11 protein-coding genes and 4 pseudogenes are annotated in these 13,016 nt (G+C 59.5%); 9 read left to right on the top strand and 6 right to left on the bottom strand.

The annotated features are described in order from the left end of the window. The first annotated feature begins 589 nt into the window (after positions 1 to 589). Positions 590 to 1,603, top strand: coding sequence for a hypothetical protein (locus ACE10X_RS11115; RefSeq protein ID WP_075968327.1), 1,014 nt, complete (start codon positions 590 to 592; stop codon positions 1,601 to 1,603). 220 nt (positions 1,604 to 1,823) lie between these two features. Here ACE10X_RS11115 and ACE10X_RS11110 read toward each other — a convergent pair whose 3' ends face one another. Beyond that, a complete protein-coding gene (locus ACE10X_RS11110) occupies positions 1,824 to 2,093 on the bottom strand; it encodes a hypothetical protein (protein WP_145972842.1) in 270 nt (89 codons plus the stop codon). Positions 2,094 to 2,336: 243 nt separating this feature from the next. After that, positions 2,337 to 2,683, bottom strand: a pseudogene (locus ACE10X_RS11105) (HipA domain-containing protein); the annotation flags it as partial. Positions 2,684 to 2,844: 161 nt separating this feature from the next. Here ACE10X_RS11105 and ACE10X_RS11100 point away from each other — a divergent pair. Then, positions 2,845 to 3,054, top strand: coding sequence for a hypothetical protein (locus ACE10X_RS11100; protein WP_075969274.1), 210 nt, complete (start codon positions 2,845 to 2,847; stop codon positions 3,052 to 3,054). Positions 3,055 to 3,699: 645 nt separating this feature from the next. Beyond that, positions 3,700 to 4,809: a Fic family protein gene (locus tag ACE10X_RS11095; RefSeq protein ID WP_016840785.1), complete on the top strand. Its 1,110-nt coding sequence runs from the start codon at positions 3,700 to 3,702 to the stop codon at positions 4,807 to 4,809. Positions 4,810 to 4,842: 33 nt separating this feature from the next. On the opposite strand, the pseudogene ACE10X_RS11090 reads toward ACE10X_RS11095, so the two are convergent. Next, a pseudogene (locus tag ACE10X_RS11090) lies at positions 4,843 to 4,947 on the bottom strand (IS5/IS1182 family transposase); the annotation flags it as partial. An 85-nt stretch (positions 4,948 to 5,032) separates the two neighbouring features. Here ACE10X_RS11090 and ACE10X_RS11085 point away from each other — a divergent pair. The 3 genes from ACE10X_RS11085 to ACE10X_RS11075 are packed head-to-tail and all read left to right on the top strand — an operon-like array spanning position 5,033 to position 7,421. Beyond that, positions 5,033 to 5,494 carry a transposase gene (locus ACE10X_RS11085; RefSeq protein WP_063607131.1) on the top strand — a complete coding sequence of 154 codons (462 nt, stop codon included), beginning with the start codon at positions 5,033 to 5,035 and terminating at the stop codon, positions 5,492 to 5,494. Beyond that, positions 5,491 to 5,844, top strand: coding sequence for an IS66 family insertion sequence element accessory protein TnpB (gene tnpB / locus ACE10X_RS11080; protein ID WP_038388484.1), 354 nt, complete (start codon positions 5,491 to 5,493; stop codon positions 5,842 to 5,844). Before ACE10X_RS11085 ends, tnpB begins: the two co-directional genes overlap by 4 nt. A 50-nt stretch (positions 5,845 to 5,894) precedes the next feature. Then, positions 5,895 to 7,421: an IS66 family transposase gene (locus tag ACE10X_RS11075; protein WP_245288927.1), complete on the top strand. Its 1,527-nt coding sequence runs from the start codon at positions 5,895 to 5,897 to the stop codon at positions 7,419 to 7,421. Here ACE10X_RS11075 and ltrA read toward each other — a convergent pair. Then, a complete protein-coding gene (gene ltrA / locus ACE10X_RS11070) occupies positions 7,349 to 8,677 on the bottom strand; it encodes a group II intron reverse transcriptase/maturase (RefSeq protein WP_028344467.1) in 1,329 nt (442 codons plus the stop codon). The genes ACE10X_RS11075 and ltrA overlap by 73 nt on opposite strands. Before the next feature lie 510 nt (positions 8,678 to 9,187). Between ltrA and ACE10X_RS11065 the strand changes: the two are divergent. Then, a pseudogene (locus tag ACE10X_RS11065) lies at positions 9,188 to 9,454 on the top strand (transposase domain-containing protein); the annotation flags it as partial. A gap of 29 nt (positions 9,455 to 9,483) precedes the next feature. Next, entirely contained in the window at positions 9,484 to 10,074 is a 591-nt protein-coding gene (locus tag ACE10X_RS11060) for a UPF0149 family protein (RefSeq protein WP_035633732.1), read from the top strand. A gap of 31 nt (positions 10,075 to 10,105) precedes the next feature. On the opposite strand, the pseudogene ACE10X_RS11055 reads toward ACE10X_RS11060, so the two are convergent. Together ACE10X_RS11055 and ACE10X_RS11050 are read right to left on the bottom strand one after the other, a co-directional pair. Next, positions 10,106 to 10,849: pseudogene (locus ACE10X_RS11055) on the bottom strand (IS5 family transposase); the annotation flags it as partial. 99 nt (positions 10,850 to 10,948) lie between these two features. Next, positions 10,949 to 11,788, bottom strand: a complete 840-nt coding sequence (locus tag ACE10X_RS11050) for an IS5 family transposase (RefSeq protein WP_375764188.1) — start codon at positions 11,786 to 11,788, stop codon at positions 10,949 to 10,951. Positions 11,789 to 12,049: 261 nt separating this feature from the next. On the opposite strand from ACE10X_RS11050, the gene ACE10X_RS11045 reads away from it, so the two are divergent. Further along, positions 12,050 to 12,337 (top strand): hypothetical protein, encoded by a 288-nt coding sequence (locus ACE10X_RS11045; RefSeq protein WP_125459405.1) that lies wholly within the window; start codon positions 12,050 to 12,052, stop codon positions 12,335 to 12,337. Positions 12,338 to 13,016: the final 679 nt, after the last annotated feature.

Genomic DNA, 13,016 nt, shown 5'->3' with positions numbered 1-13,016 from the left:
AAACTACATCGGTGAGGAATTCGCGATGAAGCTGCCCCTGGACTTAATCCCGTTACCTCCGCAGGACAGCCAAGCCCGAGGCCGCGCTTATCCTCGTCGGTCAAAGAGCTTGCTGAACGACTGGTGTGGAATGATGCCATCGGGAGGTGACGACCAACCGATTCCTAACCGGGGCTGCCTCCTCCACCTAGGCCATAGCAACATGGACCCACAGTCGCCGAGCCCGCCGCCAGATCGGGCCCTCGTCGAGATCAAGCCGATTGTACATCCATCAGAGATCAACTCGCTTCAGGCCCCAGCGCAAGGTGTTTCTTGCCAAGCCGGGCAGCAGCACGTTTCGTCGTCGGCGGCGGTCAATTGGCGTCGTTTGATTGACAGAGCTTGACAATAGCGAGAGCACCCTCCCCCCGAGAGTCGACCGCAATTACGTCATCGTGTTCAACGAGCGCAAATTCCTTGACGTTGGTTCGATCTGTAAATCGACGTCACACCGATGACAATCGGGAGGAAGAAAGCGGGATAGAAATATGCACGGCGAGTCATTGCCCCGAAAATGGGACATCTGATACGGAACGGCGAGAGACGACAAGTGAATGATCACATAGGTTTCCAGAGTTCCTTGCATAACGACGCCGCCGACCTGCTGCCCGATGAGGGCGCTCGGCATCGTTTTGAGGCGATCGTGGATCGTGCAGCGGATGCGCGTTCAACGTGGTTGCCGGTTGAGGAGCAGATGCGCGCAACTCGTGCCGAGCTTCATCGCGTCGAGAGCCACCGCCAACAGCTGATATTGACTCGCAGCGCCCATCGTCCCGGCGCGGACAAGGAGGACAAGCAAGGCCGTGACCTCGACAAGCAAGCCAGCGAGCTGACCGAAAAGTTGCGTCGCCTCATCGCTCGAGAGGCGACCGCTGCTGCCCGCATGCGGAACTGCGGGATCCTGGCATCCCGCTGCCGGGCCTTTCTGGCTCCCGGTGGCCTGCCGTCGCCCGCGCGCCTTGCCTCCGTCTCTCCAATCGCGCTGTCGGAGATTCTAGAGCGAGGCGAGCGGACCATTGACGCACTCGAGCGTCTGCGCCTGCGCATCCGCGAGCTCGAAGCCCACGCCCACCAGATCCGCAGTGCGCCATTTCCCAGTGAGGCGAAGAAGCGAGACGCCGCGGCGCTGATCGCACGACTGGCGGAACGTGGGGCGCCATCTATATCGGCCATGATTGATGACAACGCGAGCGAGATCGCATGGCCTTACACCCTCCAGAAACACAATCTGATTGCTGTCGTCCCCGATGCGAACACGCGGGTTGTGGGCACTGCATCTGGGCAGGTTCCCGATGTGATTGGGCTGCTTTGTTGGGCCCTTCGTGACACTCTGACCGAAAAGGTGAACGAACTGATCGAGACGAACAGTGACGATACCGCCGCGCTCCCCGCGGATGAGCGTGAAAAGCAGCTGGCCCAAATCGAAGCCGACAAACTGATGACCGAACGCAAAGAGGCCGCCCTAGTACAGGCCGCGCAGGCTGCGGGCGAGGCCGTCGAACACCGCCACGACATCAGCGTTCTGGCCGCGCTCCAGCTCGAGCTGGTCACGCAGTCACGATGAGGTCTGCGACTGCCCTCGGCGGGCATTCCGGCTGCTCGCGGCACTCCCTCTCGGCGCAATCGTCTCCACGACCAACATCCCCGACCACCTGCTTTCATTGCGAAAGTGACGGCAGAAATGGCGCTCTGCTGCGCAAGGAGAACGAACGGCTGCGCATGGAGCGAGACATTTTAAGAGGTTGATTGCGATTTTTGCCGGAAGCCGGACGTGAGCTTCCGCTCTATCGAGGACCATCGCGACGCCTATTGATCTCAGCCTGGCGCCCTTCGTCGGCGTTGACGACCGTGCCTTTGGCGATCCCGGCCTTGATGAAAGCGGCGGCCTGCCTCTCGGAACCGAACGGGCGGGACCGAATTGCCGCCGCGCTCGCGGATGGCGATCTTGCCCTTGCCGTTCTGGTTGCGGGTAACGCGGCGGTCAACGCGATCCTCTTGAGGTTGGCGGGCTTCACGTTGCCGAAATAGCGAGCCGCCTCTTGGTTGGCCTGCATGAACGCTCCGACATGCGCCGGATCAATCATCAGGAGGCGTACAGCCTCGACAGCGCTTGCACAATCAGGCTGAGAAGTATTCAGCCGCCGCCGTCCACCTCAGCAACCTTACCTTCGCCGCCCACGATATCGGCCCGCGGATAGCCTTGAAAGCCGTCTCGGCTTCCGCGTCAGTCATGCGGAAACACCTGAGCTAAGCTCAGGGTCGTAATTGTCGCGGCCAGTGGCTGCCGTCCAAAGATCCTGAGCGAAATCTTCGATGTGAATTCGGGTACCTTTGGGTCCACGGTCGAAATCGCTTCACCAGCAAGACTTGCCGGTCGACAATGTGTTGAATTCTTCGGGAATTCCTTCGAAATCGGATTTTCGACAAGCTCGCGTTCCGGCACGTCCATTCCGAGGATTTCGGACAGCGCCAGAACGGCGAACTCGTTTTCCGACAATCCGACAAGATTGGGCGAAGGGAATTTTGCGATGTACTGACCTTGCTCGTCGCCGATGGGCAAACTCAGTCCGCCACCCCTGCCCGTATTTTTCATCACGGAGAGCTTCATCTGAACTCCCGCCAAGGAAGACCGCGCTTTTATCTCACGTGGACTGTCTTGAACGGCTAGGAAATCAGACGTCCTGCGTTGAGGGGTCAGAAATCGCAAGGATTTGCCAACCATGGATGCTTTCAGGGCCGGCCGCTAACCAATCGAAAATCGATCCGCCTCATGTTCGCGCTGTAAGCTGAATGGGCAAATCAAACATGACAGGATCGGCAATTCTGGAAAACGTGCGTCGCTACCGCGCAATAGCTTCGCTGTGCCGTCAAGCCGCAGCATTCCGCCCACTCCAGCGAGTCTCATTGCTGACGCAGGCCGACGAATGGGAGCAGAGAGCGGTTAGTGAGATCGAAGAATACTTTGATGCCCAAGACTCTCCGATACCCGCCCAGCCCTCAGGCAACGTCAATTGAGCGAGAGCTTAGTTAAGAAAGCGCATACGCTTGGCCCACCCCTACCCTTCAAGACAAGGCCGGACTGCTGATGAAGCCCCGCAACGATCCACTGATGGACCTTCTCCGAAAAATGCAGCCGGCCCATCAGTTCGGGGAATCTCGCGGCGATTGACCTCCGTGCGAACATAGGACTCGCTGCATTTACCTTTGTAGCCGGTGCAGTGAAAATAGATGTAGCGCCCCTTGTGGGGCTCACCGACGAAGACACAGCCGCAGTGTCCGCAATTATAAGCCCTGAGAAGGGAAAGTCTCTTGGACCACGCCGAAGCTTGGTGGTATTACGCTTGTCCAGGACAGCCCGAGCCCGCTCGCGAGGTATCATCGTTCATGAAAATCCCGTGGATTTATTGCGGCGCCTCGGGAATGACCCAACTCAACCTAAGACTGCCTGATAAGACCTCCATCCACTAATGTGGAATAAAATCGTTCCATTTCAGTGTTTGTGGAGCAATGACTTGCCAAGGATCATCTTTTAGGTTCAGGCGCAAGTCTTTGATTTTATTGATATTGCGGAGAATATTACCCTTATTCTCCGCATTTTATGCGTAGAATGTTATTGCGTTGTCAGGAACAAGGTGCATATTCTCCGCATGAGTGCGGTGAATGGCGACTTATATCCACGAACTGAAAGACTGGCCGAAATTTACCTGGAACAGCTCAAAGCTGGCCCAGAAGCTGGGAGCTGTCCGTAACCGGCAGGGTCGTCTCACCGGTCGCATGGAAGAGCTCGGCTTTCGGCTGCGAACCGAAGCCAATCTTGAGGCCCTTACCGAGGAAGTCACCAAGTCGAGCGAGATCGAGGGCGAGGTTCTGAGCCGCGATCAGGTGCGATCATCGCTTGCGCGCCGCCTGGGTGTCGATATCGGCGCCTTTACGCCCGTCGAGCGCAATGTCGAGGGCATCGTTGAGATGATGCTGGACGCCACCGGCAGATATGAGGCTCCCCTCACCTCTGACCGTCTCTTTGGCTGGCATGCCGCCTTGTTTCCGACGGGCCGCAGCGGCATGACGAAGATCGCCGTCGGGAACTGGCGCACGGAGGATACGGGGCCGATGCAGGTTGTCTCGGGGCCAATCGGACGCGAGCGCGTTCACTATGAAGCTCCCAAAGCTGGTTTGCTTCCTGACGAGATGAAAGCCTTCATCGGCTGGTTCAACGGTACGCAGGACATCGATCCAGTTATCAAGGCTGCCGTGGCGCATCTGTGGTTCGTTACCATCCATCCGCTCGAAGATGGCAATGGTCGTATCGCCCGCGCGATTTCCGACATGGCGCTGGCGCGATCAGAGAACAGTTCACAGCGCTTCTACAGCATGTCAGCGCAGATCCGGCAGGAGCGGAACGCCTATTACGATCTCCTCGAAGCCACGCAGAAAGGCGATCTCGACATCACGGTATGGCTGGAGTGGTTTCTGGACTGTCTTGACCGGGCCTTTGATCGCGCCGACACCATCCTCGCCTCGGTTCTACGGAAAGCCCACTTCTGGAAGAAGCAAGCGAACCAGAAATTTAACGACCGACAGCGGGCGATGATTGAGCGTTTGTTCGAGGGCTTTGAAGGCAAGCTCACATCTTCGAAATGGGCACAGCTTACCAAATCATCGCAGGATACAGCCCTGCGGGACATCGATGATCTCGTTGCCAGGGGCGTTTTGGTGAAAGACGCGCCCGGCGGGCGTAGCACGAGCTATTCATTGATTGACGAAGTCTGAACACATCAGCGACCTAAGAGTCTGACTCAAAATTCATGACTTGACGTTGGCCGATCTGGCGACGCGGCGGACCAGTTGTCGAGTTGACGCAATAAGGAGCCATGCTTCAGCCGAGGTGACGGAGGCCTCCCAATCTTTGTAACCGGCATGAGGCCCCCACCTAGTCATCCCTCGGCTTGCGCGCGATACAGCCTGGTATGAGCGGATCGATGGAGGTGGAACGATGGCAAATGCCATGCTTGATGCCAGGCAGGAAGGTGACTCTTATCGTCGCGTCGAGGTGATCACTGGGGAGCGCCGGCGGCGACGGTGGACGAACGAGGAGAAGGCCCGGATCGCGGCGGAGAGCTTTGAGGAGGGTGCGAACATCTCCGAGGTGGCGCGGCGCAATGGCGTTTCCCGCGGACTGCTCACGGTGTGGAGACGCCAGGTAGCGGCGGCGGTGGCCGGCAAAGCCCAGAACTTCGTGCCGATCCAAATTGGTGCTGAGAGCGGCGGCGGAACGGCTGACGAGTCCGGGTGTATTTCGTCGGCACAGACGAGGCCTTTGGAGATCACCGCGCCGCCGGTCAAGGCCTGCGGAGTGATCGAGATCGAGGTGAACGGGGCGCGCATCCGCGTCGAGCCGGGCGTGGAGCTGGCGACGCTTGCGACGGTGCTGTCGGCGCTTCGAGGGATCCGGTGATTGCGCTACGGTCAGACCTCAAGGTGGTGCTGGCGGCCCAGCCGGTCGACTTTCGCAAGTCGGTGCACACGCTGTCGGCACTGGTGAGCGAAGCACTGCGCGCGAGCCCGTATTGCGGCGACGTCTTCGTGTTCCGCAGCAAGCGCATGGACCGAGTGAAGCTTCTGGCGTGGGACGGCAGCGGCATGGTGCTGGTAACGAAGTGGTTGCACCAAGGACGTTTCACCTGGCCGCCGATCCGCGACGGCGTCGTGCATCTCAGTGCGACGCAGCTTGCGATGCTGCTCGACGGGCTCGAGTGGACGCGTGTGTCGCCCAAACCTGTGAAGCAGCCGACCGTTGTCGGCTGAGGGATGAGGATTTCGCTGGAGCACGGGTCGCGCGGATGTATCGTCTGAGCATGGCGATTCGTCCCGACGCTCTCCCGACCGATCCGGCGGCTCTGACCGAGATGGTGCTCGCGCTTGACGCTGAGAACGAGAAGCTGCGCGTAGCAATGCAGACGCTCAAGGAGATGATCTTCGGGAAGCGCTCGGAGCGGCTTGCGGTGCTCGTGGACGAACAGCTTGCGCTCGAGCTGGATGATCTTGAGGCGGACGCTACGCTGCCTGCGCACGCCAACGACGATGTGGCTGTGGCGAAGCCATCCGGCAAACCGCGCAAGAAGGCGCGCCGCAACATTGGCGCGCTTCCAAAGCACCTGCCGCGCTGCGAGCAGGTGCTGGAGCCGGAGGCAACCGCGTGTCCATGCTGCCAAGGTCAGCTCCACAAGATCGGCGAAGACGTCAGCGAGGTGCTGGACATCATCCCGGCGATCCTGCGGGTGCTGCGCACGATCCGTCCCAAATATGGCTGCCGCAGCTGCACCGATGGTGTGGTCCAAGCGAAGGTGCTGCCGCGCCTGATCGAGAGCGGCATGGCCTCGACCGCACTCGTGAGCCACGTCGTGGTCTCGAAGTTCGCCTGGTATCTGCCGCTGTACCGACAGGTGCAGATTCTGGCCGGCCAGGGTATCCATCTCGACCGGGCGACGCTCGCCGGCTGGGTGAAGCGTGCGGCCTGGTGGCTCAGGAGCCTCTATGACCTCCAGCTGCGCACGATCCAGGCCGCGCCGCGCCTGTTCTGCGACGAGACGCCGATGCCGGTGCTCGATCCCGGACGACATCGCACCCGCATCTGCCAGTTCTGGGCGCATGCGATGGATGACCGGCCATGGGGCGGCCCCTCGCCGCCGGCGGTTGCCTATGTGTTCGCCGACGGCCGCGGCACGGAGGAGATCGCCGGACAATTGACGGGCTTTTCCGGCATTCTGCAGGTGGACGGTTATGCCGCCTACAAGGCGCTCGCCCGCGGTCATGGCGGCGCGATCCGGCTCGCCTTTTGTCTGGCCCATGCCCGGCGCAAATTCGTGGAGGTCTACAAGACGACCCAATCGCCATTCGCTCGCGAGGCGATCGAACGGCTCCAAGCGGTCTATGCGATCGAGGCCGAGATCCGCGGCAGCAGCGCCGAGCAGCGGCTGGCCGCCCGCCGCACCAGGGCCGCTCCGTTGATGGAGGCGCTCAGGGCGCGGCTGACCGCCATAGTCGACCAGCTCTTCTCCCAGTCGAAGCTGACGGAGGCCATCAACTACGCGCTCAACCACTGGGACGGGTTGACGCTGTTTCTCCGCGACGGCCGCATCGAGGTCGGTAGAGTCGACGACTGGCGCGGTGACCGTAGGTCGCGAGGCTTTACTGTTTCCGGCGGCTTTCGCCTTCGCCGGTGTCGCAGTTCGCACCATAGTTCCGTTTCCAGTCGTCGCTCATCAAACCGGGCATGCAGATTTGCCGCACCCGGCTTTCACTTATCTCCTCAGACCTTCGCGCTCGATCGGTCAGTACGACGGCTCGGGATGCGGAAGAGCTTGAGCGTATTGTGCAGGTAATCCTGCGGATACTGCTCGAAGCCCCTGCCACGTCCTCCGGCTCGTCGCATTAACCAGTGCCGCAGACGCCGATCGACGTATTGCCTGATGAAGTCATACGTCTTCATGACAGGTCCTTGGTCGAAGTAGCCGCACCAGCCGCGAAGAAGGCGGCTGATAACGATGACGGTGTTCTCCGGTGTGTCCGGGTACCACTGTGGCGTCGTGCGTTCGTGGATTCGTCGGAGCAATCTCAAGACCGCTTTCTTGGACGGACGCGTGCCGATGAAGGCTTGTCCGCCCTTTCCGTAGAACCGCCCGATCGTGTAGCCGAGGAACGTGAATCGCTCCGTCGGCAACCGTGCGATGCGGGTCTTGGTCTCGTTCACCTCCAACCCGATCCTATTCATCAGTACCGTCATTCGCTTCATCGCCGCCTCGGCTTGCCCGGGGCGGCAGCAGATCACGAAATCGTCGGCATAGTTGACGACGTAGGCATCGAGTTGTTCCTGGTGCCCGTGGTCGCGCCAAGCCAGCAGAAAGCGTCGGAAGTAAATGTTCGCCAGCAATGGACTCAGAGGAGAGCCCTGCGGGGTCCCTTTCTTAAACTTTCGCGCATCTGCCGTCCGTATCGTCCGTCTTCCGCTTCGTTCGACCACCGGAGCCGTCAACCAGCCTTTGATAGTCGAGAGAAGTCGTCCGTCGGCGATCCGCCGTGTCAGGCTTCGCATCAGCGGCCCGTGTGGAATCGACGTGAAATAGTCGCGTAAATCTGCATCGACTACCTCGCGGCGCCCCCGGTCCTTGATGTGCCAGAACACGCGGCGCACGGCCATCTTGGCGTCCAGCTTCGGACGAAATCCATACTGATTGTCCAGCAGGTCCGCGTCGAAGATGGGACCGATCACTAAGACCGCTGCCATCATAACGATTCTGTCATGAATGCAGGGGATTCCGAGTGGTCGGCGTCCGCCATTGCTCTTTGGTATCCATACTCTCAGAAGGGGCTTGGGACGGTAAGTGCCGTCCTTCAGCTCCTGCCTGACACTTTCCAACCATTGCTGCTGTCCCTCTGCTTCGATCTGTTCGAATGTTATGCCGTCCACCCCGGGAGCGCCGTCGTTTTCACGGCACCTTTGGTAAGCTTCTTCCATGACATCCGGTCGGCAGATTTTGTCCCACAGAGAGTAGAAGCGGTATGTCGGTTCGGTCTTAGCTTTCGCCTGTAGCGAGCTCTGCAGCTTCTGAACGCGTATATCCGGTGTTGCTAGACTCATCGTCAATCGCCGTGTTCTCTGCTTCGTTCTCGCTTGAGACAAGTCAGGGCCCCTTCCCTCTTCCGGCGTTACCCGGTGTCATAGGTATTACGGACCCATCCGCCATCTGCCGCCGCCGACGCTGGCCCTCACGGGTTCGTCGTTGTCCGGATTTGCATCCTTCCTCGACGGCAGACTTCCCTTGTTGCCCACTGTCCATGTCCCGCGCGTGCTGCCACCACTACCCCGGTGGGATCCTGGGGTGCTTTTCTCACTCGCTTCCCCCAGGACGCCGGCCTTCCCCGTTACTGTGGCGGGTCGGCTCCCACGATGACGCTTTCGGAGCCTGCTCGGTGTTCACTCGCAAGTTGCGGCCCGCGCGGACCGATGACCCCCAAAAGGGGCCGTTTCTCAGAGTGCTTCAGGCCATTCGTCGCCTCCTGACCCGCCCCGAGTACTTCCGGCTGGAGCGAGAGTTGGCCGGCCTGGATTTCCACCAGGGAGAACAGTGCGCCTTGTCAAGGCACACACAGCAATACGGTCGAGCGTTCCATGCGCCCGATTGCCATGGGAAGACGCAACTCATTGTTCAGCGGCAGCGAAGGTGGCGCCGAGAGCTGGGCGATCCTGGCGTCGATCGTGAACACAGCAAAGCTCCACGATCTTGATCCGCAGGCCTACCTGACCGACGTGCTGGAGCGCATCGCCTCCGGGCGAACCAAGAACCATCAGCTGCACGAGCTGCTCGCCTGGAACTGGAAGGCGGCCCGCCAGCGCACTGCGCAGGCCGCCGCGTGAGCCCACGTCGCCATAAAGCTTCGTCGTCGATGGCCGCCGCCGCGATGCCGCTTGCGGACCTCGAGCGATGGCTCCAGGCTCGCGTCGATCAGCATCCTGCCGCCACCAATCTCCCCATGCTCGACGGTTACGTCGCCGCGATTGTGGCCGGACCAGTGTCGATGAGCCCGCTCGACTGGATCTGCCCGCTGCTCGCCATCGATGCCGATGCTTTCAACCACGGCGGCACCCCGGAGTTCGCCGCAATTTCCGCCGTCGCGATGCGCCACAACGACATCAGCAACACCCTTTCGACCGCGCCCGACCGGTTCGCGCCGCTACACAGGCGCAAACCCAATGGCGACGTCGATCCGCGTCCCTGGTGCCAAGGTTTCTATGCCGCGATGCGGCTCAAGCTGTCGGCGTGGGCGCCATTGCTGGACACCAGCAAGATCGATCACGGCCTGCTTCTGCCTATCCTGCTACACTGTTGCGACGATCAGGGCCGGCCGATGCTCGGACCGCCACGAGGCGGCCGAGAGACTGGGGACTTTCTCCGTACTGCGCACCTCGACATCCCAGCAGTCGTCGAGGCGATGCGCCAATACTGGATGCCGATCCGCTATCCACGCGCCAACTGATCACCGCAGACGTGGGAGCTCATACCGGTTACCAATCTTTGGCGAGACGTCGGCAGCGGTTAAGCCATGCCAACGTTCGTTCGACGACCCAGCGTCGGGCAACAACAACGAAGCCTTTTGCCTCATCCGGGCGTTTGACGATTTCAATCGTGGGCCCGTCGAGTCTCCGGAGCGCGTTTTCAAGCTTTTCGCCGGCGTAGCCGCCGTCAGCAAACAAGTGCGCGATAGTCGGGTAGCTCGCACACGCCAAAGAGACGGCGGTCGGCGCACCGTCCCGATCCTGAACATTGGCCGGGTGCACGATGGCGCTCAGCAAATTTCCTTGTGTATCGGTGACGATGTGGCGCTTGCGACCTTTGATCTTCTTGCCCGCATCAAAGCCGCGCGGCCCTCCGCTCTCGGTCGTCTTGACCGATTGACTGTCGATGATCGCTGCCGTTGGTTGCGGCTCCCGTCCAGCAAGCCTGCGCGCGATTTCAACCAAGGCGTCATTGATCAAGTCCAACACCCCGCTGTCGCGCAGGCCATAAAAATAGTACTGGACCGTCGTGAAGGGAGGAAAATCCTTCGGCAAAAGCGCCCATTGGCATCCCGTCGTCGCAATGTACTGGATCGCATCCCATACCGATCGCATGCAGGTCTTGCGCGGTCGACCCACCTTGCTCCGCCCTGGCATCAACAGCTCGATCAAGGCCCATTCCGCATCCGTACAATCGCTTGCATAGCGCAGCCCTCGTCTGTCATGCTGACAGCGGGTGATTTCAGTCCAGGTCATCTGCTTCTCCGATGGCTTCGAACACCTTCGAAGAATCACAACCTGCTGAAATCACCCAACTTTAATTTTCGGTCAGCCTCTTAGAGTCTGACTCAAAATTCATGACTTGACGTTGGCCGATCTGGCGATGCGGCGGACCAGTTGTCGAGTTGACGCAATAAGGAGCCATGCTTCAGCCGAGGTGACGGAGGCCTCCCAATCTTTGGCGAGACGTCGGCAGCGGTTAAGCCATGCCAACGTTCGTTCGACGACCCAGCGTCGGGCAACAACAACGAAGCCTTTTGCCTCATCCGGGCGTTTGACGATTTCAATCGTGGGCCCGTCGAGTCTCCGGAGCGCGTTTTCAAGCTTTTCGCCGGCGTAGCCGCCGTCAGCAAACAAGTGCGCGATAGTCGGGTAGCTCGCACACGCCAAAGAGACGGCGGTCGGCGCACCGTCCCGATCCTGAACATTGGCCGGGTGCACGATGGCGCTCAGCAAATTTCCTTGTGTATCGGTGACGATGTGGCGCTTGCGACCTTTGATCTTCTTGCCCGCATCAAAGCCGCGCGGCCCACCGCTCTCGGTCGTCTTGACCGATTGACTGTCGATGATCGCCGCCGTTGGTTGCGGCTCCCGTCCAGCAAGCCTGCGCGCGATTTCAACCAAGGCGTCATTGATCAAGTCCAACACCCCGCTGTCGCGCAGGCCATAAAAATAGTACTGGACCGTCGTGAAGGGAGGAAAATCCTTCGGCAAAAGCGCCCATTGGCATCCCGTCGTCGCAATGTACTGGATCGCATCCCATACCGATCGCATGCAGGTCTTGCGCTGTCGACCCACCTTGCTCCGCCCTGGCATCAACAGCTCGATCAAGGCCCATTCCGCATCCGTACAATCGCTTGCATAGCGCAGCCCTCGTCTGTCATGCTGACAGCGGGTGATTTCAGTCCAGGTCATCTGCTTCTCCGATGGCTTCGAACACCTCGAAGAATCACAACCTGCTGAAATCACCCAACTTTAATTTTCGGTCAGCCTCTAAGAGGATGTTCATGGCGGCCTGAAAAGCGGAAACGTGGCGCGCCAGCACCCGAGCTGAGATGGCCGAGCTCTGTCCGCTAGCAAGAGGTTCCAATGAACGTATACGCGAAACCCTCGCAGTCCGCGCTTTAAAGCCCCGGTTTGGTCAACCGAATGGCTTTCAGAACTTTCGACGCAAAGATGACAGCGATACATCATGCACTGGATTTTCAGCTAAGCGCGGAGAATGCAGACGTTTACATTTGCGGCCATCTCCGAGAAGTTCATTTGATTGTCGCGGAGAAATTGACCGACCAGGAGCGGGGTAGCGGCGCGATCAAAGCTGATTTCAGTCGCGTTGCAAAAGAAAAATCAGCAATCTTCAAGAGCTCCGAAAAAAATACATTCTGTTCCACAACAAATACGCCCGCGATAGCTAACCTCTGTGCCGATCCTCATGCGAGCATTTCGGATGCCCCGGCCCAGTAGACGTAATTTATCCGAGCAAAGCCGAAGCGAGTTTGGAAGAGACAAAGAAATTGGCCGACGAACGATTCAAGCGGATCGAAAAGCTTTTTGGCGATTGTCTGAAGATGCGGCTCCTGATGCCGATTATGGCCGGAGACCGCAACGATTAAATGCGTTTGAAATGGAATGAGCTGGGCTAGCGGTCAAGAAGGCCTTTTGCGCGTTGGCAATCGGTGACGAAATCGCAATCGCTTCAACATTCGTGGAACATGCTTGTCCCGCAACCGTTGTTCGCGTGCCGGCGCAACTGCCCCGACGGGGCACTTTTCCCCTCGAGCTCGTCAGCTTCTCGAAAGCCAACCGCCCTAGCATTCGAGCCTAGCCTCCTGGTCTCGATGCCGCCTGCGACTGAATCGGCCAGAAGCTAGGCTACTTCGCGGCGGGTATGCAGGAGACTTTGTTCTCAAAACAGATAGGAGACGCTGTGGTAGGCCAATCGGATAAGCGGTGCGGGTTCGCCCGGGTCCCGAACGGGAAACGTCCAAACACAGGAGGATCATGACCGATTTAGGCAGGCCGTGAAGAATTAGCTTGTACAAGCGGACTTTGCCTCAGCACGCTCACAACTGACACCGCACGAGCCAATCCCAACCCGGCATTACTGCTGGAACGAGGCTAGCCACATTTGTTGAACTCCTTA

Origin of the sequence: Bradyrhizobium sp. Pha-3 (genome assembly GCF_042258325.1) — a bacterium.
Taxonomy (GTDB): Bacteria; Pseudomonadota; Alphaproteobacteria; order Rhizobiales; family Xanthobacteraceae; genus Bradyrhizobium; species Bradyrhizobium elkanii.
Note: the sequence above shows the minus strand (reverse complement) of the source record. Positions and strands in the feature narration are given on the sequence as shown.